This is a genomic window from Pararhodobacter zhoushanensis (assembly GCF_003990445.1).
GTDB classification, from domain to species: Bacteria; Pseudomonadota; Alphaproteobacteria; order Rhodobacterales; family Rhodobacteraceae; genus Pararhodobacter; species Pararhodobacter zhoushanensis.
Window position 1 is genome coordinate 67,762 of the sequence record NZ_REEZ01000012.1, and the last position, 21,362, is coordinate 89,123.

The window sequence follows — 21,362 nt, forward strand, 5'->3', positions numbered from 1 at the left end:
TCAGCTGACGCTCGCGATTTTCCGTCCGTCCTCGCGCCATTCCGGCAGACCACCGTCGAGGCGTCGCGCATTTAAGCCGTGTCTTCGCAGAGCGGCTACCGCTTGGTGGGCGTAGACGCAGTGAGGGCCCCTGCAATACGCCACGATTTCAGCGGTTGAATCGAACATTGAAACTACCCCGTCGATTTCCGACAGCGTCGCATTCAGCGCGCCGGGAATGTGCCCGGCTGCGTATTCATCTGCAGGGCGGACATCCAGCACGGTCACCGAGTCGTCCGCAATCCGCGGGGGCTGACGTTCATGACCTGACACAATCGCTCAATTGGGAAGACCCCACGCTGTTCTTCGACGAACCGAAACCTCATGGCTTTTGGCTCGCGAAGAACTTGGTGGCTTTCCTAAGAAACAGCCGGATCAGGTGGAACGGGTGCCAAGGCATAACCCAATGTCTTGGCGCGGCGCTGGAGGTTGGCGAGAACGCGCTGCCGGTGCCTCTCGTCGTATGCTGCCGCGCCCTGATCCTGATAGGTCATACCGTACCGGATGGCGTTGTAGAACAAGACGGCGATCTTGCGAGCGGTGGCCGTCACCGCCTTTTGCTTCCCAATCCGCGCCGAGAGGCGCCGGTAAAAGGCCCCCAGTGCGGTGTCGCTGCGACCGATGGTTGTGGCGGCCAGTCGCAACAGGGCTGCTGCCCGACTTGATGATCGCCGCGTCTTCGATGACAGGAGCTTGCCGCCGGAGATCTTGTTGCCCGGCGCCAGACAAAGCCAAGAGGTGAAGTGCTTCGCCGTCTTCCAGGCGCGTAGATCTGTTCCGCACTCAGCCACCAGCTTCAGTGCCAACGAAGGGCCAAGGCCGTGGATCTGGGTTAGGTCGGTTCCCAACACCCCGTAGAGCGCTGCCCGCACGTCGAAGGCTGGTGCGTTGGCCTGCCTGCCTTTGATGCGGGCCTTCGGCAACGGCAGCAGATCCTTCCCGCCTTTGACGGACAGGACTGCGACAGCCTCTTCCAGCCGCTGGTCGCATTCCGCGGTCTTGGCTTTGTAGAAGTCGTAAAGGTCGAGCGACTGCGCGAGAGCGAAGATGTGTTCCGCACGGTCGTTGCCCACGAGTGCGGCCCGGATCGTCTCCGGCGAAGATTTGCACCGTACATCACGGCATTCGGCCAGTATGTCCGGATCGCGCTCACCCGCAACAATGGCGCGGATGATCTTCATGCCGGTCGCACCGGTGATGTCGGAGACTACGTGATGGAGTTGTAGGTTCATCTCCATCAGGGCCTTTTGCATATGTTGGATATGTGCCGCCGCATACTCGGTCAACCGCTCACGCTGGCGCATGTATGCACGCAACGTCGCAATCTCCGCGGCGGGGCGGAAGCTGCCGCGTAGCAGGCCATAGGAATGCAGCTGCCGCAGCCATCCGGCATCACTGACATCGGTTTTGCGGCCGGGCACGTTCTTGGCATAGCGGGCGTTCACCAGGATCACCTCGAAGCCCCGGGCCTCGAGGATCTCGAATGCCGGTATCCAGTACACCCCGGTGGACTCCATGGCCACGCTGGTGACGCCGCAATACCGGAACCAGTCGGCGAGGTCGTGCAGATCCTGAGTGAACGTGCCGAAGGCGCGCACCGGCATCTCACAGGTGGACGGGTTCACCGCAGCCATGTGCATCGTCGAGCCGATGTCGATCGCGGCCGCATTGGGGTTGACCATCTTCAGGTCCGGATGGCCGCCGGGCTTGGACTTGTACATGACTTCTCCTCCGTTCAGGGCGAAGGGCGTGAGCCATGCAAGTTCGTCATCTTCCTAACCGGGATCGCCGCAATGTCGGCGTCACCACTCTCAAGTGCGCATCAGCCCATGTGCCACGTTTTTTAACGGGGTCCAGCCCACCAATAAGCCATCGGCAACTGCCCTTCGCCACAAGCGTAGCACACGCTGTTGCTACCGCGCACAGGCGGGCTGCGGTCCGGAAAGGTTTTTTAGGATGTCCCTCTCCTCCTTGAGAATACGGTTTTCGCGCCGAAGCCGTTCGTTCTCCTTAGCAAGCTCGCGATCCTCGGACGAGACCACGTCCGTATCCCGATGCGCCGCCACCCACTTGTTCAGCGTCGATTTGCCAACGCCCAAATCATCCGCAACTTGCTGTCGCGAAAGCCCGCTTGTCAGTGCAATTCGCACCGCATCCTTACGAAATTCGTCTGTTCTTCCTGTGCCCATGGTTCGTCTCCTTTGCTGCACATTATGCTATCAAAGGAGCGGCACCAAACCGCGACAGGTCCAAGGACCGCATGACCATCCTCTTCTGCAACACCGGCAGCCTGTCGGCGCAAGCCGCCTTCGCGTTGCGGGTCGCAGGGCGGTCGAACGTCGTCGTCATGCAGACCGGCTACCCAGGCTGGCAGCAGGACGCGGCCTACAAGCCCTGAGTTGACACGCCCTCGGCTGGGCGGTTTCCCCTCCGGCCGACACATGCAGGAAGCCCCATGTCCGACGCCACACCTCCCGTCCCGCCGATCCTGTCGGACAAGCATCACGAATCCCCGTCCGCCTTCACGCCTGAAAGCCTGCTGCGCGAGGCGCGCCGCCAGAAAGGTGCCGATACCGTTGCGGTGCCGAAGGTCTGTCTGCTCGACCCTGATGGTGACATCGTGCGCCAACTGCGTGCAGACGGCCACGCGCAGCGGCACCAAGGATGGGTCTGCTACCACACTGACATGTGGGTCTTCGACCTCGGTGGCCACGAGATCGGCGTGGTCGGCTGCGCTGTCGGCGCTCCCTTTGCTGTGCTGGTGGCCGAGGAGATGTTCGCCTCCGGATGCGAACTGCTGCTCAGCGTCACCTCCTCGGGACAGATCACGCCACAGGGCGCGCCGCCTTATTTCATCCTGATCGACCAGGCGTGGCGTGATGAAGGCACGAGCTACCACTATCTCCCGCCTTCGTACTGGAGCGCCGCGCCCGAAGGGCTTCTTTCCCGACTGGATAGTGCGTTCGAAAACGGCCCACGCGTGCTTACCGGTGCGACCTGGACCACCGACGCCCCGTTCCGCGAGACGGAGGCCGCAATCGCTGCGGCGCGGTCGCGTGGAATCCTGGCGGTCGAGATGGAAGCGGCGGCGCTCTATGCATTTGCCAAGGCACGGGATCGCGACGTGATCTGCCTTGCGCATGTCACCAACCAGATGGGCACCATCGAGGGCGACTTCGAAAAGGGCGAGGCGAACGGCACCGCCGATGCCCTCGCCGTTGTCTCGCGCATCATCGCGCGCCTGTGCTGAGCCGCAGCTTTAGCAAGACCGCTCACAGCGTCGTGCCGCTCTGGCCGAGCGTGACCTGGTCTGCATCACATGAAATGGTGCCGGCCCGTCCGCCACAGGTCTGACGGGCTCAACTGCGCGCTTTGATCTGACGACGGGCAAGCTCGCGGTAAAGCGCCTCGCGTGACACGCATAGTTCGCTGGCCACATCCTGCCACCGACCTTTGTCAGGCAGTGCATGCCCGTCGCAGAGCCAGGCGTCCAGCCGATCCGCAACCTTGGGCAGTGACCGGATCTCCGCGCGCACCCGGGCCGCTTGGACCGACCGCGCAAGCGTCTGCATCCAGCGCTCCGCAAGGTCGGGGTCCGCCTTTAACCGCGCTCGGAAGAATTGACGCGGCAAGACCGCTGCGACGCAGGCAGCCGATGCCACCGCGTCGCAGTGATAGACCTCGGACCAGGCAGAGGCTTCGGCAAGGATCTGCCCGGCTCCCGCGCGATGCAGGATCAGCCGAAGCCCATGGCCTGTATGACGGACGAGATCGGCGCGCCCGTCCCGGAGCAGCATCATCGACACCACCTTGTCACCCGCACGGAAAAGGGTCTCCCCGGCGGCGAAATCCCGCACCGTTGCATCAGCAAAAAGGTCTTCGAGTACCTCTGACATGATCATGATCATATGAGGCGCGGCTGTCAGATGCGAGAGAAGGAGAAACACCTCAGGAGTCTCTTGATGTTCCGCTTTGCTTTCGCCCTTTGCGCCATGGCCTTTCCTATGGACCTTTTCGCTCAGACCCACGGCCTTTCCCCATATGCGGGGCTGGAAAGCCGCGAGATCAAAAGCCTGTCTGAGGTTGATCTGGAAGATCTGCGCCTCGGGCGCGGATGGGGACTGGCCCTTGCCGCCGAACTGAACGGCGTGCCCGGGCCGGCGCATCTGCTCGAGTTGGAAGCCGAGCTGGATCTGGACGCCGGTCAGGTCGCGGCCATCGAGGACATTTTCGCCGCTATGCAGGCCGAGGCGCAGGAGGCGGGCGAGCGCTTCATTGCGGCCGAAGCGGCAATTGAGTCTGCCTTCCGGGATGGCGGCATGACGCCGGACGCCTTGCGCGCCCTGATCGACACATCTGCCGCCGCCCGGGCCGAATTGCGGTTCATCCACCTCTCGCGCCACGTCGAGACGCCGCCCTTGCTGACGGCCGACCAGATCGCGCGTTACAACGATCTGCGGGGCTATGGTGCCGCCGATCCCTGCGACGCCGTGCCTGGGGGCCATGACGCCGGGATGTGGCGCCGTCACAATGGTTGCGATGGGTGAAAAATCGCGTCCAGAGGATTTCCCGAGAGCCGTCGGTCCCGCAATCGGGGCGAGTTGACCCTGAAGCGTGGCCCCGCCGCTCCATCCGTCAGTTGATTGCTAAGTCCTCAGCCATACCGCCTGCCTCCAGCGCCTCCACGAACCACTGCGGTTTGCGCCCCCGACCGGACCAGGTGAGCGCCGGGTTCTCAGGGTGCCGGTATTTCGCCACCGCAGGCGCACGGGAGGATTTCGTCTCAGTGCCGACGAGTTCGGCCAGGCAGTAACCGAGGTCCCGGGCGAGAGCTTCCACCTTGGCGCGGGCTTCCGCCTTCTGCCGATCCTCAAAGGTGGAGATCGCCTTGGCGACGTCCTTCTGCATTTTCTTCAGCTCGCGAAGCGACAACGCCTCGAGATCGTAATCAGCCATTGATGCGGTCCGTGTCCTGAATGTCCCGGTATCGATAGCCCTTCGCGGCAGGCTACCGCAACTCCCGGAAGGCAGGGGCAGGGGTGGCAGAGGCTGGTGATCGCAGTTTCGTCGCTAGGGAGGTGCTGGGCTTGGGTTCAGGCAGTCCCGATTGGCAGGGTGACAGGGTCTGGCATGGGCTCCCCGCGCCTCTCTGGCTTCCGGGCCATCCCTTCGACTGACAATCCCCTAATCCCGTTCGGGCTCTCGCGCGCAACCCCGCGTCAGTCCGGGCCGTGTTGCCCCTTTGGGGCTGCCCGCTCCACCCCGGTCCTCTGGGGGTTTCCGGTGTCCATGCTGTCCACCGTGCACGCGTCACCCGACGGGCTTTTTCCGGGTCTTGTCGAAGGGACGGTCCCGAAGACAGGAAACACAGGAGCTAATCATGCAAAACATCGTCATCCTCGCCGGCAACATCGGCCAAAAACCCGAAGCCCGCACCACCCAAGGCGGCACCAACATCACCAACTTCAGCCTCGCCACCTCTCGCCCCCGCCTCTCGGAAGGTCGCGTCCTTCGCGACGAGAACGGCTACCGGGTCATGGACACCGAATGGCACCGCATCACCTGCTTCAACGGTCTCGGCAAGACGGTCGCGGAGCATTGCGAAAAGGGCATGAAGGTCCTCGTCCACGGCCGCATCCACTACAGCAAGTGGATCGACAGCATGGGGAACGACCGCTACGGCTGCGAGATCATCGCCGAAAAGGTCGACTTCCTGAGCCGCCCGAAGTCGGCCGAGAACGAAAACCCCGAGTTGGTCGACCGCGACGACGAGATCCCGTTCTGAGGAACGGGGTCTCTCCCTCGGACCCGGCGGGGCAACCCGCCGGGTTCGCGGCACTGCCGCAAGGCAGCTTCGAGCCCAGACTCACCGATGCTGCGGGGCGCGCGAATGTCGGCTTTCGTCCGGCGCGTCGCACCATGATGGAGTTAGTCAGCTTCCACCAAGTCACTCCGGGCATCGCGGATGATCATCCACGACGAATGCAGGAAAAGCCCCGCGATCGCGAACGCGACGATCAGGTCGGGCCATGCACTGCCAAGCCACGCGACCAGCCCGGCGGCGATGACCACGGCGAGGTTGCCGATGGCGTCGTTGCGAGAGAACAGCCAGACGGCTCGCATATTGGCATCACCCTTGCGGTGCTTTAGCAGCGGCAGCACCGCGAGGATGTTTACGATCAGCGCACCTACCGCGAAGGCTCCCATCAACCCGGCTTCTGGCGTGGTCTGGTTGAGGACACGCCAGAGCGTGCTGCCGACAACGCCAAGGCCCAGAAGGCCCAGAAACACGCCTTGGATCATCGCCGACCGCGCCCGCCATGTCAGGCTCCAGCCGATGGCGAGCAGGCCCAGAAACGTGATCGCACCATCGCCCAGAAAATCGAGCGCGTCTGCCTTCAGCGCCTGCGAACCGGACAGGAACCCGCCGAACATTTCGACCACGCCGTATCCGAGATTGAGCGCGACCACGATCCAGAGCGCGCGGCGATAGCTCGGGTCCTTGTAGGCCGGATCGGACGATGTATCGCCGTCCTCGATCTTCTCGAAACCGTAGCCGGTCGCGTCGAGCGCGGGCCGCACTTTCGGCAGATCGCCGTCCGCGATCCGCAATGTCATGATGTGGGTGGCGGCGGACACTTTCACGTCGCCTTCGGCCACGCCCGCAGACCGGGCCGCGCGCTCGATCTCGGCGGCATCTTTCGCGCAGTCCATGCCTTGCACCCGCATTCGGATCGGGGAGGAGGCTGTCGCCAACTTGCTGTTATCGGGCTGGCTCATGTGCGATCCTTTTTGTGGTGGCGGGCGAAAAGGTACGCTGCTAACGTATCAGTGGATAATGATATGACAGCGCAAAACATTCAAGACGATCTTTCGGCACCCGATACACTGGAACTGCGGGCAAAGCTCTTCCGGGGCCTAAGCGATCCCAGCCGTCTGACGATCCTCGATGCGCTGGTGTCGGACGAACGCAACGTGCAGGAAATCGTCGGGCATACGGGTTTGGGTCAGCCCAACGTCTCGAACCATCTGCGCTGTCTGCTGGAATGCGGGCTGGTCAGTCGCCGCAGCAAAGGCCGCTTCGTTCGGTATCGTCTGGCGGACAGGCGGGTCGCCGATCTCATCCGTGATGCAGATCAGCTACTTGCCTCGACAGCCAACGGAGTTGATGCCTGCCAAAGCTATACGGACTAACCGGCGCGACCTGCTGCAATGTCCTATCGGTGCGCCAAACCTGAAGCAGCCATCTGCGCATCCGCAGCGAATGCACCCTTTGTCCGCATTTCTGCTGATCATGCAAAGCTTTCGAGAGTAAGAGGAGTGCCGGTTTCCCGGTGACGGGTTGATGGCTGGGAGAGTGGCTCCCGGCGCCCGTCGCGGGAGATAGCAGATGGGCGTTGTAGAAGTTCTGGACCCGGTTGCACCGGCGCGGGTTGCTGGCTGGAAAGTGGATGTAAGCCGAGGCGAGCGGAACGGGCGGGTGTCGTCCGAATGGTTCAACCGGCCCGATGACGAGCGGTATCTGTCGCTCGATGATCTCTGGGCTAATGTGAAAGGTCGGTCCGAGCGCAGCCGCAGCCGGGTGGTGCAGACTGCTGACATCCGTGTCGAGGCCGCGCGCGACAACCCCGAGCGGTTGCACCTGGTCCTGCCGAAAGCGCAGGAGCCGGTTGCGCCCACGCATTGGGCGTTCGGCCAGCTTGCTAGCATCGTCGGCGCGCCAGCCTCCTACCTGCGGCAGCTGCCCGCGCCGCTGGCGGGGATCAACCTGCAATACGGCCTGACCAACCACCGCGCCGAGCAGGTGAAGACCTTCGAGACGGAAGATGGCCGCACCGAACTGCGCGCGGTGACCGGCCCCGATTATGGCCGCATCCACGATTTCGAGCTGGTCGAGGCGGTGCAGCGCATCGCGGGCAATGGCACCGGCGACACGCGCTGGAAGGTGCCGGGCGTGCTGGATTGGTCGACCGGCGTCTATAACCCCGATGTCGAAATCAGCCGCGACACGACCACGCTCTATGCCTCGGACCGCGATGTCTTCCTGTTTCTTGTCGATGATCGCAACCCGATCGAGGCGGGCAAGTTGGCGGACGGCTCTCCCGACCTCTACTTCCGGGGCTTTTACTGCTGGAATTCGGAGGTGGGCGCCAAGACCCTCGGCATGGCGAGCTTCTACCTGCGGGCAGTGTGCCAGAACCGCAACCTCTGGGGCGTCGAGGATTTTCAGGAGATCCGGATCCGCCATTCGAAATACGCCGCCTCGCGCTTTGCCCATGAGGCGGCCCCGGCGCTGACGCGCTTCGCCAATTCCTCGCCGCAGGGGTTCGTGAACGGCATCAAGGCCGCGCGGCAGCAGATCGTGGCGCGCAGCGACGAAGATCGCGCGGATTTCCTGCGCAAGCGGGGCTTCTCGAAGGCGGAGTCCGGCAAGATCATCGAGAAAGTGCTGATGGAAGAAGGCCGCCCGCCCGAGAGTATCTTCGATTTCGTGCAGGGCATAACGCGGCTTGCGCGCGACAAGACCCAGCAGGATGCCCGCCTCGACATGGAAGGGCGCGCCAAGAAGCTCCTCGACCGGGTCGGCTGACAGAGCCCCCACGCAGCGATCGCCCGACACCGGGGCGGTCGCTGTAGCCTTTTTCTCAACATGCACGCCGCTTGCCATGCCCCGAAAGGGCAGTGGCTTCGGTGTGCGGATTTCAGCGAGACCCTCATGACCCCCCAGGAAGAAACCGTCATTCTCGAGGCCCGCGATATCCTCGGCCGCTACCTAAGCCAGAACCCGGTCATCGGCAGCTGGCAGGCGCTGATGGACTATTGCGCTTTGACTGTCCGAGGTCCCATCGAGCGATTCCATGTCCTCTATCTCGATCGCAAGAACCGCATAATCGCCGATGAGCTTTTGTCGACCGGCACAGTCGATCATGTGCCGGTCTATCCGCGCGAGGTGATCAAGCGGGCGCTGATGCTGAACGCCAGCGCCCTGATCCTGATCCACAACCACCCGTCGGGTGATCCGACGCCGTCCGAGGCTGATCTCAGCATGACCAAGGAGATCCAGAAGGGCTGCAAGTATCTCGGCCTGACGCTGCATGACCACATCATCGTCGGTGCCGGAACGGAGCTGAGCCTGCGGGCGCTCGGCAAGCTCTGACGCTGTGGCCAGGTCATCACCGTCGCCCCTTCCAGGAAGAGGGTGGCGGTTTGGTCTTTGACGGATGAGGCGGGGAGAGTGGCTTTCCGCGCCGTTGGAGACATTGCCATGTTTGACCTTCCCCTGCCGATCCAGCCGAGCCCGCGTCCGATGGGCCCTGTTCCAAATGGCGCGACTGTCGCTCCTGATCCCAGCCTGCCTTTCGCGCTGACGCGGATGCACCGGACGCCTGCAGCCCTGATGTCGGGCACCGCTGCCCCCGTGGTCGTTGAGCGTTTTGCGACCTTGGCTGATGCCATGCAAGGGGCGTTTGAGCTTGCCGAGGACAACGGCTCCGATGCAGCGCCGCAGCTTCTGGCAATCCTTGATTGCGACCAGCGCCTGGTTCTTGCCGGGGCCGCCAGTCATGGCGCTGTGGCTTGGTGTCACCCTGTCGCCAATGCTCTTGAGGCGCGTGCCGTTGTGACCGAGGCGGTTCAACTTCGCGCCCAGGCTGGCCGTGCCATTGATTGGCACGAGCCTGAATTGGCGCAGCGACTGCGTCACCGTGCCGATCTGCTGGATGCCCGCCTTGTCGACCCGCTCTGGCGCATTTTTGCCGCCCGCGCTCTGCAGATCGCGGCGTGACGCCCGAGAGACAGAGGAGGGATGGGAGGGGTTTGAGCCTTCGGGGGGCAGAGGAGTGCGCCACCCGAGGGCTCTGACCTGTCCTCACCGAACGGAGACATCCATGACCCAGACTGAACCCACTCTGGCCGCGCCATTGCGGCCTTCCACCGTCGATTTCAGGGCGATCCTTGCCGCGCATGCCGAACGCACCGCCCGGATCCTCGCCCTGCGCCCAGGCAACAAAGACCGGCTCTTCGATGGCCTCATGGCCGCCGGCATCACCCATGTCACCGTGACTTTCGACGGGGCCGGTGACAGCGGCCAGATCTAAAGCATCGGCGCCTGGGCGGGCGAAACGGCTGTCGATTTTCCCGCAACCGAAATCCCCTATGCTGCGCTGACCTGGGATGACCCCGAGGTCGAGATGCGCAGCCTGTCGCTGGAGGATGTCGTGGAGCAGCTCGCCTACGACTTCCTCTCCGACACCCATTGCGGTTGGGAAAACAACGACGGCGCTTACGGCGAATTCTGCTTCGACGCCGCGGCCCGCTGCATCCATCTCGAGTTCAACGAGCGCTTCACCTCGTCCGAACTCTACACGCACGATTTCTGAGGGGGCAGCGATGGCACATCCCTATCACCACGCGCTCTCCTCGGTGAGGAAATGGGGCGGCACGGTCGATGATTTCATCGCGGTGCATACATGGTTCGACCAAAGCAAGGAGATCACCGCCGATTTTCGGCACCGGGCCCTGCGGCACCATGCCGAGGGCATATTCATGGCCGAGACGATCTTCGGCCAGACCCTTACGCTCTCGACCGGGCGCATCATCCCGACCCGATGGGTCGGCGAACAGCACGTGAAGGAGGACCTCGGCTTCATCCCGAGCTTCGCCGACTGGGTGAAGGCCATCCGGCCCGAACCCTGGATGGGCCGGTCCGAGCGGATCGAGGCGCAGGTCGATCCGCAACTCGCCTCGCCCGTGGTCGAGGTCAGCTGACATGACTGATCCCGCATACTTGCGCCTCGGTCTGCCGCCGACGGCATCGCCCCAGACAGTTCTGCGCGCGGCGGTTCGGGCGCTGCACCCCGACACGCGCGCCGTGCGCAGCTTCCGGACGGCGCGCAAGCGCTTCTACCGGCAGATGCTCTGCGCGCATGCCGCACGGCAGGCATCGGGTGACAATCCGACCGGCTGATCGCTTCCAACCAACCCTTCATCCCAATCCAGCGCCCGGCCCCAAGGCCCGGGTTTCTCAATCTCAGGAGGTCCCCATGGCGGATTACTTCACCCATTTCTCATGCCTGATCGACGTCGGCAGCCCCGAAAAGGCCGCCCGCGCACTCGCGCTGTTTCATGACCTGCGTGCCGCGGATCAGGACGCCGATGATCCGGAGGTCTGGGGCTTCACTCTTGCGCGCCAGGACGCGCCCGAGGGCAACACCCTCTGGATCCATGACGACGAGCACGGCGATGTCGAGGCAGTCATCCGCTTCGTGCTGCGCCTGGCAGAAGACCTCGACCTCACCGGCCTCTGGGGGTTTCAGTACGGTCTGACCTGTTCCCGCCCGCGCCTCGACGCCTTCGGCGGCGGTGCGCATGTCATCGACCTCGGCGCGCCGAAATCCGTCGGCTGGACGAGCAGCCAGGAATGGCTGGCCGCCGCGCTGAACGGGGAGGACGCACATGCCTGAGGTCATCTGCACCACCGTCTACCAGTTCCCTGAACTCTCGGATGCGGCTAAGGAAAAGGCGCGCAGCTGGTATCGCGAGCTTGGCCCCCACGATGACTGGTGGGACGCGGTCTACGAGGACTTCGAGCGGGTCTGCGAAATCCTCGGCATCCGCCTGAAAACCACGCCCGTGCGGCTGATGGGCGGCGGGACGCGGGCCAAGCCCTGTATCTGGTTCTCCGGGTTCTGGAACCAGGGCGACGGGGCGTGCTTCGAGGGCTACTGGTCCCACGCCAAGGGCGCCGCCGCGTGCATCCGGGACTACGCCCCGACCGACGCGACGCTGCATGGCATCGTCGATCGGCTGCAGGCCATCCAGCGTCGCAACTTCTACCAGCTCGCTGCCGAGGTCAGCCACCGCGGTCGCTACTACCACGAATACACCATGTCCGTGGACGTCACCCGCGACAGCCCGACCTGGCAGCCGCCGACCGAAGACGCCGAGGAGATCGTGACCGAGGCGCTGCGTGATCTGGCCCGCTGGCTCTACCGCCAGCTTCAGGCTGAATACGACCACCTGACCTCGGACGAGGCCATAGAGGAGGGGATCATCGTCAACGAGTACACCTTCACCGAAGAAGGGCGCCGGTTCGGGTGAGAGCGCGGGCAGTTCATTTGATCTTTACAATGAGGCCATATGATCTATATTCAGCCCAATGGAGGACGCCATGTACGTCGCAGAGAAAATCCGAGAACCCGCACAGATCAACGCCGTCGCGTTGAAGGCCTATGTGCGCGTGGCCGATGCTTGGGGCCTTAACCTGAACGAAGCGGCTGGCCTTGCCGATATGACGGTGAGCACGTGGAAGCGTGCCAAGAAGCCGGATTTCGCGGGGGAACTGACCAAGGATCAACTGCTGCGGCTCAGTGCGGTGATCGGCATCTACAAATCGCTCGAACTCTATTTCTCCGAGCCGCTCGCGCGAAGCTGGTTCACCCGGCCGAACACGGGGCCGCTCTTTGGGGGCAGCCGTCCGGTTGACACGGCGATCGACGGCGGCTTGCCGCAAATTCTCGCGGTTCGGACCTATCTGGATGCGCTGCGTGGTGGGGCATGAAGCAGACCGAGATTTCCGATCGCGGTCTCGTTCGTCTCCTGCCAGCTACCTACCACAAGCCGCCATCCCTGCGCGGTCTCGTCGATACCGATGACGAGATGGAGATCCTGGCAGAGATCGAGGGCCTGACCAGCGGCCGCCTTCTGGCCGAACGTGGCCGCAATCCCCATCTGGACCCGCGCGAGCTTGCCTGGCAGCGGCGCAGCCGCGATCTGCGCATTTACGGCGACAGTCATGTCAACGCCGCCTTCACCTATACCCGCGCCGGCGGGAACCGCTTCAACACCGAAGATCGTGGCGCCTGGTACTGCGCGTGGGAGGTGATGGTTTCTGTCAGCGAAGTGGCCTGGCACCGCACCCGTGAACTTGGCTTTACCGGCAGCTTCCATGACAGCGCTCGCTATGTGGAATTGTTGGCGGATTTCATCGGGATCTTCGATGATCTGACCGATGAGCCGGAACACCCAGCGCTGCATCCCGATCCGGCTGTCGGATATCCCGAGGGCCAAAGCCTGGCCCAACATCTTCGCCGGGCTGGATCGCGGGGCCTGATCTACCCCTCAGTTCGGGCTCCCGCGCCGGGCGGGAATTGCCTCGTCTGCTTCGAGCCCCACGCCATCCAGAACGTCCGGCCGGGCGCGTCTTGGGATCTTGTTTGGGATGGGACACCGCACTACTCGCTTACTGCCGTCGGCTGACGAGTCATGGCGCATGCGCTTTTTTGGGGGGGGGCGAAGACATGAAACCGGCAAACGGCAACAGGCCGGACGTCACGCATTTGAAGCCGTGTGACCATCAGTTGTTCTTTGAGGCTTTGGACTGAGTACGCCGGTCTTCTGGGCTTCCTATAGACGCGCTGAGGAAGGCGACGTCTCTGCCCCAAGAGACCACTATAGTTTTCTTCGATGAGGTTGCTTTTCCAGCGTTATGGACGCTCCAATATCATCATTTCCAAAGAATTGATGGACTAGCCCCACGTGAAGGGAGATCTGAAGACGCTGGGTCGAAAGACGGCAACGACTTGCAGCGGTTGCCGAAGGTCTCAGCGGTGTACGTCCCGGTCTGCCGCCGCGACCAGACCTTGGTCCTTCGGACAGGAGCTTGACCGAGGCTGATGTCCCAAAGGGAAAATCTGCCAATCTATAGGTTGGCAACTACGCTCGGTTTGCCAAGCCACGGTATGGCAGAAGCTCCGGAAGGCCGGAGCTAGCCGGTGCCGCGCTCACTTGTTCCCGTCGATCCACTTCGACATCAGCCCCTTGTCGCGGAAACACTCATCCGGCACGGCGCGGCGTTTGATCCGGGCGAGACGCTCGGCGAAGGCGACCTGTTTGGACGAGGGCAGGCTGTCCAGCGCTGTCGCGGGTGTGAGCTTGGCTTGTGCGTCGATCCAGGCGCTCAAGGAGCGCCGATCTTGCTGAACCTCCCACGGCAGAAGCGTCTGGTTGCGCAGGGCCAGCGCGCGCGCATAGGCGATCTGCTTGGGCGTCGCGGGCAGGGCGTAAGTGGTGCTTTCCATCGGGGATCTCCCTTCTTAGCGTGGTTCTTAAATAGAACATAACAGGAACAAAGGCAAGCCACCTGCGGAAATCATGGGGTTTGAGAGGAAGAGGAGGGCCGGGGAAGGTCAGGCCTGAGGGTGCCCGAAAGAGGGCGTCCGGGCCTGATCCTGTTCCTCTTTCCGGAGTTTCCCGATGACCCATCTCGCCCATTTTGCGACCGAGCGCGCCCTTGCGCCTGTTGTCCCCATCCCGTCCCTCGATACGGCCGCTGCGATCTTGAGCGTGGCCGAAGCGCTGCAGCCTGATCTGGCGCAAGGTTTCCAGATCGATGCGCTGCGCCTGCGCGTTGAGATGGAGCGAGTCTTTGGCGGCTCTGATGCGACCGGCGCCTGGGACTGGAAGCTCGCCTATGAGGCGGGCGAGGTGGCGCTGGTCCTGTTCCTGCGGAAGTTTGGCCGCGCGCTGTTGGCGCGGGCGGGCTCGCCCGCAGCGCTGCTGCCGATCCTTGCCAAGGTGTCCGGCCTTTTGCCCACGCACACCCGGCGGTCCGAAGAGATGGAGCGGTTCCAGCAGTTCTCGACGCCGCTGCCCATGGGGCTCGCGGCACTGGCTGCCGCACAGATCACTGCGCACGATCTGGTGCTTGAGCCATCGGCGGGGACGGGCCTTCTGGCGGTCCTCGCAGAGATCACCGGCGGCAGTCTCGCGCTGAACGAGCTTGCCAGCACCCGCGCTGATCTCCTCCGTCGCTTGTTTCCGGGTCGGCCTGTCACGGGCTTTGACGCAGCCCAGATCGACGATCATCTCGACGCGGACCTGCGCCCGAGCGTCATCCTGATGAACCCGCCCTTCTCGGCGGTGGCCAATGTCGACGCTCGCACCACCGAGGCGACAGCCCGGCATCTGCGCTCGGCGCTGGCGCGGCTGGCCCCCGGCGGACGGCTTGTGGCCATCACCGGCGCCGGTTTCGCGCCCGATGCGCCCGCCTGGGCGGAAACCTTCGCGTGTCTGACCCAGACCGCTCACCTGGTCTTTACGGGTGCTGTGTCGGGTGCGGCCTTCGCCAAGCACGGCACCAGCTTCGAGACGCGGATTTCGGTCTTCGACAAATGCCGCGGTGGCGAGGCGGGCGGCATCACAGCCGATCTGGCGCGCGCGATTTCGCCTGATGTCGCCAGCCTGCTGTCGCTGATTACTACCCATGTCCCCCCGCGCCTTGCGCTGGCGCAGGTCGCACCCGCCGGGCAGTGCCCTTCTTCCCCCTTTCCGGGAAATCCTGCCCGCGCCACGCGCGCTGCCATCGGTACATCGCGCGCGACCCCTGCGGCCAGTTCCCACCAGTCCAGCGCACAAATCGAGGCCGAAGATCTGGCCTATGCGCTGCGCGATGCGACTGAGGAGGCCAATACCGCGCGCCTTTCCGACGCGATCTACGAGACCTTCCGGCTTCAGGCCATCGACATTCCCGACGCGGCACCGCACCCGACCAAGCTGGTGCAATCTGCCGCCATGGCCTCAGTCGCGCCCCCGAAACCGACCTATCGCCCTAAGCTGCCCCCCGCCGTCCTGCGCGACGGTCTTTTGTCCGACGCGCAGCTCGAGACGGTGATCTACGCGGGCGAGGCGCAATCTGCACATCTTGCCGGATCATGGTGCGTGGATGAGACCGGCGACATGGTCTCGGCCGCGCCCGATGATGCCCCTGACGCCATCCGCTTCCGCCGTGGCTTCTTCCTTGGCGACGGCACCGGGGCGGGCAAGGGCCGCCAGTCGGCCGGGATTGTGCTCGACAACTGGGCTCAGGGTCGGCGCAAGGCGCTCTGGATCTCGAAGAGCGACAAGCTGCTGGAAGATGCGCAGCGCGACTGGTCCGCACTCGGGCAGGAACGCTTGCTGGTGACGCCGCTGTCGCGCTTTGCGCAAGGCAAGGATATCCCGCTGACCGAGGGCATCCTGTTCACCACCTATGCAACGCTGCGCTCAGAGGAGCGCGGGGCCAGGAAATCCCGCGTCGACCAGATCGTCGACTGGCTGGGGGCGGATTTCGACGGGGTGATCCTGTTTGACGAAAGCCATGCCATGGCCAATGCCGCAGGATCGAAAGGCGAGCGCGGCGATGTCACGGCCTCGCAGCAGGGCAGGGCGGGCCTGCGTCTGCAGCACAAGCTGCCCAATGCCCGCGTGGTCTATGTTTCGGCCACCGGCGCAACCTCGGTGCACAACCTCGCCTATGCGCAGCGCCTCGGGCTCTGGGGTGGCGAGGACTTTCCGTTTTCGACGCGGGCGGAATTTGTGCAAGCTATCGAAGCTGGCGGCGTTGCCGCGATGGAGGTGCTGGCCCGCGATCTGCGGTCGCTTGGCCTCTACACGGCGCGCTCCCTCTCCTATGACGGTGTCGAGTACGAGATGCTCGAGCACGCGCTGACGCCGGAGCAGCGTGGCATCTACGATGCATATGCCGGGGCCTTCGCCATCATCCACAACAACCTGGCCGCCGCGATGGAAGCTGCAAACATCACTGGAGATTCTGGCACCCTGAACCGCCAAGCCAAATCCGCCGCGCGTTCGGCGTTTGAATCCGCCAAGCAGCGCTTCTTCGGCCATCTGCTCACTTCCATGAAAACCCCCACGCTGATCGCCGCCATCGACGCCGATCTCGCCGCAGGCCACGCGGCCGTCATCCAGATTGTCTCGACGGGCGAGGCGCTGATGGAGCGCCGCTTGTCGGACATCCCCACGGACGAGTGGAACGATGTGCGGGTGGATATCACGCCAAGAGAGGCTTGCCTGGACTACCTCGCCCATTCCTTCCCGGTGCAGCTCTATGAGCCGTTCACCGATAGCGAAGGCAACCTCTCCTCGCGGCCCGTCACGCGCGACGGCCAGCCGGTGGAATGTCGCGAAGCAGCGCGCAGGCGCGACGCGCTGATCGAGCATCTGGCCTCGCTGCCGCCGGTGCCCGGCGCGCTGGACCAGATCGTCCAGCGCTTCGGCACCGATCTGGTGGCCGAGGTCACGGGCCGTTCGCGCCGCATTGTGAGGAAGGGCGAGGGTGCTGCCGCGCGCCTTGTCGTCGAAAGCCGGGCGGGGTCTGCCAATCTCGCGGAAACCGCCGCCTTCATGGATGACCAGAAGCGCATCCTGATCTTCTCGGATGCCGGCGGCACGGGGCGCAGCTATCACGCCGATCTCGGGGCGAAGAACCAGCGCCTGCGGGTCCACTACCTTCTGGAACCCGGCTGGAAGGCCGATGCGGCCATTCAGGGACTGGGCCGCACCAACCGCACCAACCAGGCGCAACCACCGCTGTTCCGGCCCGTTGCTACCGATGTGAAAGCAGAGAAACGCTTCCTCAGCACCATCGCGCGTCGCCTCGACACGCTCGGGGCGATCACGCGCGGCCAGCGTCAAACCGGCGGGCAGGGGCTGTTCCGGCCCGAGGACAATCTGGAGTCTCCCTATGCCCGCGATGCCTTGCGCCAGCTTTACCGCCGCATCTATCGCGGCGATGTCGCGGGGTGCTCACTTGGGGCGTTTGAGGATGCGACCGGCCTCAGCCTGACTGATGACAACGGTCTGAAGGATGACCTGCCGCCGATCACGACCTTCCTCAATCGCCTGCTGGCGCTGACGATCGACATGCAGGCCGTGCTCTTTTCGGCCTTTGAGGAGCTTCTGGACCAACGGATCGAAGGCGCCATCGCCGCCGGGGTCTATGATCTCGGGCTCGAGACGCTGCGCGCCGAGAGCTTCCGGGTGACGGATGCGCGGGTGATCTACACCCATCCCGGCTCCGGCGCGGAAACCCAGCTTCTGACCATCGCGCAAAAGCAGCGCAATACACCGCTGTCACTGGCGGATGCGCTCGACTGGCTCGAAGACCCCAAAGCGCGCCTGCTGGTCAACAGCCGCTCGGGCCGGTCTGCCGTGCAGGTGCCCGCCACCAGCCTGATGCTGGACGACGGCACCATCGAACCCCGCCTGCGGCTGATCCGCCCGACGGAGGCCAGCACGGTGCCGGCCAAGATCATGGACGACACACACTGGCTGGAAGCCGACCGCGCGGCCTTCACTGAAGCCTGGACGGCAGAACTGGCTGAAGTGCCGGAGTTCTCGGAAACCACCCTGCATATCGTGGCGGGCCTCTTGCTGCCGATCTGGAAACAGCTCCCCCAGGATGAAACCCGCGTCTACCGGCTGCAGACCGATGACGGTCAGCGCATCATCGGTCGCCGCGTCTCGCCCGCATGGGTTGCGACGACGCTGGCGGATGATGCGCCGCAACTGACAGCTGCGCAGGTCCATGCCCTCGTTCTGGAGGGCAAGACCGTGGTGCGGCTGGCCGAGGGGATGGAGTTGCACCGGTCCCGCGTCATGGGGGTGAACCGGATCGAGCTGTCCGGGTTTACGGAAGCGGCGAAGGACCGGCTCAAGGCCGATGGCTTCTTCTCTGAGATCATCGCCTGGAAGCTGCGGCTCTTCTGCCCAGCAGACTCCAGCGGCATCACAGTGCTTGATCGTCTGCTTGCACGTTGTCCCGTGACAGGACTACATGCGCGTGGAGGGTGCTGAGCCATGTATTCCGAGACTGAAGATGTGATCCGCGCTCTGGCGGAGAACGCAGAGAGCGTGTGTCGCGCCTACCTTCCCGCCGGACGGCGGGAAGGGTCCTACTGGATCGTCGGCGATTTGCAGAACAACCCCGGCCGGTCGCTCTTCGTGCGGCTGACTGGACCCACATCAGGACCGGGAGCCCGTGGCAAATGGCAGGACGCGGCTGTCGGACTGCATGGCGATCTCCTCGACATCATCCGCGAGCGAACCGGGATCTCGCGCTTTCCCGATCTTCTGGCCGAGGCCCGGGCGCATCTTGGCCGTCCCCAGCCGGTCCTCCCGGATAGGCCAGTGCCGAAGAAGGCCCAGGCCCCCGGCGGCACGCCAGCGGCGGCGGCGCGATTGTTTGCAGCCTCTATGCCAGTCGCAGGCACGCTTGCTGATACCTACCTTCGCGCCCGGGGCCTGACCCAAGGCGGCATGACGAGTGCGCTGCGCTTCCATCCGAAGTGCTGGCATCGGGATGAGGGCCAGACCAGCAGCATCCCCAGACCGGCGCTGATCGCCGCGGTCACCGATGGGGCAGGGGCCATGCAGGGCGTGCATCGAACCTGGCTGGCACCTGACGGACAGGGGAAGGCGGCTGTCGAGACGCAGCGGCGTGCCATGGGTCACCTCCTCGGCAATGCCGTCAGGCTGACCCCGTATGACGACATCCTCGTTATCGGCGAGGGCATCGAGACCATGCTGTCCCTGTCCGAGGCGGCCCCCGGCCTTCCCGTCTGGGCGGCGCTCTCGTCGGGTCACCTCGGGGCGGTCCTGCTGCCGGAGGGGCTTCAGCGCCTCTACATCGCCATCGACCGCGATCCTGCCGGCCAACGCGCGGCAGAGAGGTTGAGCGCCAGAGCCACAGAGGTCGGGATTGGGTGCCATGTGCTCGAGCCACAACTCGGGGATTTCAACGATGATCTCCGGGCGACCGGCAAAGAGGCGCTGCGCCAGCATCTGGCAGGGCAGATCGGGCTTGAGGATCGGCAGCGCCTGTCAGGCTGAGCAGCATCGCGCAGGGGGCGGTCAGGGGCAGAGGGGGGGTAGGGGGCATGGACTGCTGTCGCGGGTGCAGATCATCACCTTCGCCTCATCCCGGGCAATCTCATCCACCCGTCCCCCGAGCGGCCTTCAAGAGATGGGCAGGCGGCCGTCAAAGGGGCCGCCCCTTCAAGGACGGGGGGCGACTGATTTCCGCCGGCGGGGACGAGCCCCGCCTTTGCATCGCGAGACAAATCAGCCGCCCCCCGTCCTCCTCCACATGCGTTCCGGCCCCGAAGGCGGGGTGAAGGGGCGCCCCCCGTGACGGCTTTCGCAGCCCATGAAGGCCGCGCGGGATGACGCGCGGACGAGAAAGGCCCGGAGGCAAGAACCGATGACGATCCATACCCACGACGACGCGTATGAACCCGCCCACACCGCATCCCAGACCGCCCATGCGCTCGACGAGTTGCAGCTTTACGGCTACCGCCCCTTTGACGAGCCCGATCCGCGCCCGATGCCCGATGGGCAGCGCCTTGCGGTCGCCGTCGCCGACATCTTCGATGCCCTCGTCGCGAGCCTTGAAGACACCCGCATGGAACCCGACCTCGAAGAGGTGCTCTGGGGCCAGGTCAACCTCTTCCACCGCGCCACGGCGAGGATTGAGCGGTCGCTCGACGAGAACGAGCAGGCGCAGCGCCGCCTTCAGCGCGAGCAGGACGGCTCCGAGGTGAAATCCACCGAGCTTGAGCGCTTGACGGCCGAAGGTCTGACACTGATCGAACGGCGGAACTGCATGGACATGATGCGCGATCACGCCGCCACCGAGTTCGTCCATCACACGGGATCGACCTGGCGCCCCCGCACGGGCTCGATGGTGAACCGCCAGCACATGACCGCGGCGCTCATCGACAGCCGCGATTTCCTGGCCGCGAAGCGCCGCGCAGAAACCGAAGTGATGCTGCCAGCAGGCCCCAAGGTCGCCCTCACCGGTGGGACCGACTTCAACGATCACCGCCTGATCTGGGGCAAGCTCGATCAGGTCCGGACCAAGTATCCCGACATGGTCCTTCTCCACGGGGGAAGCCCGAAGGGCGCAGAACTCATCGCCGCCAAATGGGCCGAGGCCCGGGGCGTGACGCAGGTCGCCTTCAAGCCTGACTGGACCAAGCACGCCAAGGCCGCGCCTTTCAAGCGCAACGACGCGATGCTGGAGGTGCTACCCGTGGGTGTTCTGGTGTTCCCCGGCAATGGCATCCAGGAAAACCTCGCCGACAAGGCCAAGAAGCTGGGCATCCCGGTCATGAAGTTCGAGAAGGGGGCGTAAGCCCCCTTTTCCCCTTGCGAGGAAATCGAGGTGGAAGCGCAGGCTTCCACCTGATATTGTGTAGAAAACCTCAGTCGATCACTACATGTACCATAGCCCGATCCAGCTCGATGTCTTCCCGACTGACGTGCAGATGCGCCGGATTGATCCGGCGCGCAACATGCGTCGCTTCTATCGAATGAGTGTGCAACGCGACCTATTCGGACGCGCAAGCCTCGTGCGCGAATGGGGACGAATTGGTTTCCGTGGGCAGATGATGGTCGAGACCCACCCGGATGAAGGCAAGGCCATCACCGCGTTGATGAAGCTGGCAGCGGTGAAGAAGCGTCGCGGGTACGTTCAGTGAACGCTA

The 21,362-nt window shown here is 64.2% G+C and carries 24 protein-coding genes and 3 pseudogenes; 19 read left to right on the forward strand and 8 right to left on the reverse strand.

The window, feature by feature from the left end; translation table 11 throughout:
- From EAE28_RS19800 to EAE28_RS19815, 4 genes and pseudogenes are all read right to left on the reverse strand, one after another.
- Nucleotides 1–267 carry a rhodanese-like domain-containing protein gene (locus tag EAE28_RS19800; protein WP_246022493.1) on the reverse strand — a complete coding sequence of 89 codons (267 nt, stop codon included), beginning with the start codon at nt 265–267 and terminating at the stop codon, nt 1–3.
- A pseudogene (locus EAE28_RS19805) lies at nt 267–398 on the reverse strand (IS3 family transposase); the annotation flags it as partial. The gene EAE28_RS19800 and the pseudogene EAE28_RS19805, both read right to left, overlap by 1 nt.
- A complete protein-coding gene (locus EAE28_RS19810; protein ID WP_127109518.1) occupies nt 399–1,760 on the reverse strand; it encodes an IS110 family RNA-guided transposase in 1,362 nt (453 codons plus the stop codon).
- A gap of 216 nt (nt 1,761–1,976) precedes the next feature.
- Nucleotides 1,977–2,228: pseudogene (locus tag EAE28_RS19815) on the reverse strand (transposase); the annotation flags it as partial.
- Here EAE28_RS19815 and EAE28_RS24405 point away from each other — a divergent pair.
- Together EAE28_RS24405 and EAE28_RS19825 are read left to right on the forward strand one after the other, a co-directional pair.
- On the forward strand, nt 2,177–2,437 hold the full coding sequence (locus EAE28_RS24405; RefSeq protein WP_342773121.1) for a rhodanese-like domain-containing protein: 261 nt from the start codon (nt 2,177–2,179) through the stop codon (nt 2,435–2,437). The pseudogene EAE28_RS19815 and the gene EAE28_RS24405 overlap by 52 nt on opposite strands.
- Nucleotides 2,438–2,494: 57 nt before the next feature.
- Nucleotides 2,495–3,289, forward strand: coding sequence for a nucleoside phosphorylase (locus EAE28_RS19825; RefSeq protein ID WP_127109520.1), 795 nt, complete (start codon nt 2,495–2,497; stop codon nt 3,287–3,289).
- 109 nt (nt 3,290–3,398) lie between these two features.
- Here EAE28_RS19825 and EAE28_RS19830 read toward each other — a convergent pair whose 3' ends face one another.
- Nucleotides 3,399–3,947, reverse strand: coding sequence for a Crp/Fnr family transcriptional regulator (locus EAE28_RS19830; RefSeq protein ID WP_164736713.1), 549 nt, complete (start codon nt 3,945–3,947; stop codon nt 3,399–3,401).
- Between the two features lie 54 nt (nt 3,948–4,001).
- Between EAE28_RS19830 and EAE28_RS19835 the strand changes: the two genes are divergently transcribed.
- A complete protein-coding gene (locus EAE28_RS19835; RefSeq protein WP_181954507.1) occupies nt 4,002–4,586 on the forward strand; it encodes a Spy/CpxP family protein refolding chaperone in 585 nt (194 codons plus the stop codon).
- Between the two features lie 88 nt (nt 4,587–4,674).
- On the opposite strand, the gene EAE28_RS19840 is transcribed toward EAE28_RS19835, so the two are convergent.
- Entirely contained in the window at nt 4,675–4,995 is a 321-nt protein-coding gene (locus EAE28_RS19840; RefSeq protein WP_127109524.1) for an H-NS histone family protein, read from the reverse strand.
- Nucleotides 4,996–5,419: 424 nt separating this feature from the next.
- Between EAE28_RS19840 and EAE28_RS19845 the strand changes: the two genes are divergently transcribed.
- A complete protein-coding gene (locus tag EAE28_RS19845) occupies nt 5,420–5,824 on the forward strand; it encodes a single-stranded DNA-binding protein (RefSeq protein WP_127109526.1) in 405 nt (134 codons plus the stop codon).
- Between the two features lie 143 nt (nt 5,825–5,967).
- Here the strand turns inward: EAE28_RS19845 and EAE28_RS19850 are convergent, their stop codons facing one another.
- Nucleotides 5,968–6,819, reverse strand: a complete 852-nt coding sequence (locus tag EAE28_RS19850; RefSeq protein ID WP_007803328.1) for a cation diffusion facilitator family transporter — start codon at nt 6,817–6,819, stop codon at nt 5,968–5,970.
- A 63-nt stretch (nt 6,820–6,882) separates the two neighbouring features.
- Here EAE28_RS19850 and EAE28_RS19855 point away from each other — a divergent pair, with 63 nt between their 5' ends.
- The 11 genes and pseudogenes from EAE28_RS19855 to EAE28_RS19905 all read left to right on the forward strand — a co-directional run bounded on the left by EAE28_RS19855 (nt 6,883) and on the right by EAE28_RS19905 (nt 13,296).
- Nucleotides 6,883–7,233, forward strand: a complete 351-nt coding sequence (locus tag EAE28_RS19855) for an ArsR/SmtB family transcription factor (protein WP_007803330.1) — start codon at nt 6,883–6,885, stop codon at nt 7,231–7,233.
- Nucleotides 7,234–7,429: 196 nt separating this feature from the next.
- Nucleotides 7,430–8,629 (forward strand): DUF932 domain-containing protein, encoded by a 1,200-nt coding sequence (locus EAE28_RS19860; protein ID WP_127109528.1) that lies wholly within the window; start codon nt 7,430–7,432, stop codon nt 8,627–8,629.
- 126 nt (nt 8,630–8,755) lie between these two features.
- Complete coding sequence (locus EAE28_RS19865) at nt 8,756–9,196, forward strand: JAB domain-containing protein (RefSeq protein ID WP_114276349.1); 441 nt, start codon at nt 8,756–8,758, stop codon at nt 9,194–9,196.
- A gap of 108 nt (nt 9,197–9,304) precedes the next feature.
- On the forward strand, nt 9,305–9,823 hold the full coding sequence (locus EAE28_RS19870) for a DNA repair protein RadC (protein WP_127109530.1): 519 nt from the start codon (nt 9,305–9,307) through the stop codon (nt 9,821–9,823).
- A 103-nt stretch (nt 9,824–9,926) separates the two neighbouring features.
- Nucleotides 9,927–10,418: pseudogene (locus EAE28_RS19875) on the forward strand (DUF6878 family protein).
- Between the two features lie 10 nt (nt 10,419–10,428).
- The gene (locus EAE28_RS19880; RefSeq protein WP_127109531.1) at nt 10,429–10,806 is read left to right on the forward strand and encodes a DUF6915 family protein; all 378 of its coding nucleotides are present in this window, start codon (nt 10,429–10,431) and stop codon (nt 10,804–10,806) included.
- A 1-nt stretch (nt 10,807) separates the two neighbouring features.
- The gene (locus EAE28_RS19885) at nt 10,808–11,005 is read left to right on the forward strand and encodes a hypothetical protein (RefSeq protein WP_127109533.1); all 198 of its coding nucleotides are present in this window, start codon (nt 10,808–10,810) and stop codon (nt 11,003–11,005) included.
- A 76-nt stretch (nt 11,006–11,081) separates the two neighbouring features.
- Nucleotides 11,082–11,501, forward strand: coding sequence for a hypothetical protein (locus EAE28_RS19890; protein ID WP_127109535.1), 420 nt, complete (start codon nt 11,082–11,084; stop codon nt 11,499–11,501).
- Nucleotides 11,494–12,138, forward strand: a complete 645-nt coding sequence (locus EAE28_RS19895; protein WP_127109537.1) for an antitoxin of toxin-antitoxin stability system — start codon at nt 11,494–11,496, stop codon at nt 12,136–12,138. Before EAE28_RS19890 ends, EAE28_RS19895 begins: the two co-directional genes overlap by 8 nt.
- A gap of 58 nt (nt 12,139–12,196) precedes the next feature.
- On the forward strand, nt 12,197–12,598 hold the full coding sequence (locus EAE28_RS19900) for an MbcA/ParS/Xre antitoxin family protein (RefSeq protein WP_127109539.1): 402 nt from the start codon (nt 12,197–12,199) through the stop codon (nt 12,596–12,598).
- Complete coding sequence (locus EAE28_RS19905) at nt 12,595–13,296, forward strand: RES family NAD+ phosphorylase (protein WP_067297288.1); 702 nt, start codon at nt 12,595–12,597, stop codon at nt 13,294–13,296. Before EAE28_RS19900 ends, EAE28_RS19905 begins: the two co-directional genes overlap by 4 nt.
- 524 nt (nt 13,297–13,820) lie before the next feature.
- Here EAE28_RS19905 and EAE28_RS19910 read toward each other — a convergent pair.
- Nucleotides 13,821–14,117, reverse strand: coding sequence for a hypothetical protein (locus EAE28_RS19910; protein ID WP_111369415.1), 297 nt, complete (start codon nt 14,115–14,117; stop codon nt 13,821–13,823).
- Between the two features lie 175 nt (nt 14,118–14,292).
- Here EAE28_RS19910 and EAE28_RS19915 point away from each other — a divergent pair, with 175 nt between their 5' ends.
- From EAE28_RS19915 to EAE28_RS19930, 4 genes are all read left to right on the forward strand, one after another.
- Nucleotides 14,293–18,672: a bifunctional class I SAM-dependent methyltransferase/DEAD/DEAH box helicase gene (locus tag EAE28_RS19915; RefSeq protein ID WP_127109541.1), complete on the forward strand. Its 4,380-nt coding sequence runs from the start codon at nt 14,293–14,295 to the stop codon at nt 18,670–18,672.
- 3 nt (nt 18,673–18,675) lie between these two features.
- On the forward strand, nt 18,676–19,707 hold the full coding sequence (locus EAE28_RS19920; RefSeq protein ID WP_127109543.1) for a DUF7146 domain-containing protein: 1,032 nt from the start codon (nt 18,676–18,678) through the stop codon (nt 19,705–19,707).
- A gap of 370 nt (nt 19,708–20,077) precedes the next feature.
- A complete protein-coding gene (locus EAE28_RS19925; protein ID WP_127109545.1) occupies nt 20,078–21,010 on the forward strand; it encodes a DUF2493 domain-containing protein in 933 nt (310 codons plus the stop codon).
- An 85-nt stretch (nt 21,011–21,095) separates the two neighbouring features.
- Nucleotides 21,096–21,356 carry a WGR domain-containing protein gene (locus EAE28_RS19930; RefSeq protein WP_127109547.1) on the forward strand — a complete coding sequence of 87 codons (261 nt, stop codon included), beginning with the start codon at nt 21,096–21,098 and terminating at the stop codon, nt 21,354–21,356.
- Nucleotides 21,357–21,362 lie beyond the last annotated feature (6 nt).

What these genes read in the sequence shown, in the direction of transcription:
- EAE28_RS19905 (WP_067297288.1), top strand. Translation starts at nt 12,595, where the DNA reads ATGAAGCAGACCGAGATTTCCGATCGCGGTCTCGTTCGTCTCCTGCCA.
- EAE28_RS19860 (WP_127109528.1), top strand. Translation starts at nt 7,430, where the DNA reads ATGGGCGTTGTAGAAGTTCTGGACCCGGTTGCACCGGCGCGGGTTGCT.
- EAE28_RS19895 (WP_127109537.1), top strand. Translation starts at nt 11,494, where the DNA reads ATGCCTGAGGTCATCTGCACCACCGTCTACCAGTTCCCTGAACTCTCG.
- EAE28_RS19810 (WP_127109518.1), bottom strand. Translation starts at nt 1,760, where the DNA reads ATGTACAAGTCCAAGCCCGGCGGCCATCCGGACCTGAAGATGGTCAAC.
- EAE28_RS19870 (WP_127109530.1), top strand. Translation starts at nt 9,305, where the DNA reads ATGTTTGACCTTCCCCTGCCGATCCAGCCGAGCCCGCGTCCGATGGGC.
- EAE28_RS19825 (WP_127109520.1), top strand. Translation starts at nt 2,495, where the DNA reads ATGTCCGACGCCACACCTCCCGTCCCGCCGATCCTGTCGGACAAGCAT.
- EAE28_RS19880 (WP_127109531.1), top strand. Translation starts at nt 10,429, where the DNA reads ATGGCACATCCCTATCACCACGCGCTCTCCTCGGTGAGGAAATGGGGC.
- EAE28_RS19910 (WP_111369415.1), bottom strand. Translation starts at nt 14,117, where the DNA reads ATGGAAAGCACCACTTACGCCCTGCCCGCGACGCCCAAGCAGATCGCC.
- EAE28_RS19915 (WP_127109541.1), top strand. Translation starts at nt 14,293, where the DNA reads ATGACCCATCTCGCCCATTTTGCGACCGAGCGCGCCCTTGCGCCTGTT.
- EAE28_RS19855 (WP_007803330.1), top strand. Translation starts at nt 6,883, where the DNA reads ATGACAGCGCAAAACATTCAAGACGATCTTTCGGCACCCGATACACTG.
- EAE28_RS19890 (WP_127109535.1), top strand. Translation starts at nt 11,082, where the DNA reads ATGGCGGATTACTTCACCCATTTCTCATGCCTGATCGACGTCGGCAGC.
- EAE28_RS19885 (WP_127109533.1), top strand. Translation starts at nt 10,808, where the DNA reads ATGACTGATCCCGCATACTTGCGCCTCGGTCTGCCGCCGACGGCATCG.
- EAE28_RS19830 (WP_164736713.1), bottom strand. Translation starts at nt 3,947, where the DNA reads ATGATCATGATCATGTCAGAGGTACTCGAAGACCTTTTTGCTGATGCA.
- EAE28_RS19845 (WP_127109526.1), top strand. Translation starts at nt 5,420, where the DNA reads ATGCAAAACATCGTCATCCTCGCCGGCAACATCGGCCAAAAACCCGAA.
- EAE28_RS19865 (WP_114276349.1), top strand. Translation starts at nt 8,756, where the DNA reads ATGACCCCCCAGGAAGAAACCGTCATTCTCGAGGCCCGCGATATCCTC.
- EAE28_RS19920 (WP_127109543.1), top strand. Translation starts at nt 18,676, where the DNA reads ATGTATTCCGAGACTGAAGATGTGATCCGCGCTCTGGCGGAGAACGCA.
- EAE28_RS19835 (WP_181954507.1), top strand. Translation starts at nt 4,002, where the DNA reads ATGTTCCGCTTTGCTTTCGCCCTTTGCGCCATGGCCTTTCCTATGGAC.
- EAE28_RS19930 (WP_127109547.1), top strand. Translation starts at nt 21,096, where the DNA reads ATGTACCATAGCCCGATCCAGCTCGATGTCTTCCCGACTGACGTGCAG.
- EAE28_RS19925 (WP_127109545.1), top strand. Translation starts at nt 20,078, where the DNA reads ATGACGATCCATACCCACGACGACGCGTATGAACCCGCCCACACCGCA.
- EAE28_RS19840 (WP_127109524.1), bottom strand. Translation starts at nt 4,995, where the DNA reads ATGGCTGATTACGATCTCGAGGCGTTGTCGCTTCGCGAGCTGAAGAAA.
- EAE28_RS19850 (WP_007803328.1), bottom strand. Translation starts at nt 6,819, where the DNA reads ATGAGCCAGCCCGATAACAGCAAGTTGGCGACAGCCTCCTCCCCGATC.
- EAE28_RS19900 (WP_127109539.1), top strand. Translation starts at nt 12,197, where the DNA reads ATGGAGGACGCCATGTACGTCGCAGAGAAAATCCGAGAACCCGCACAG.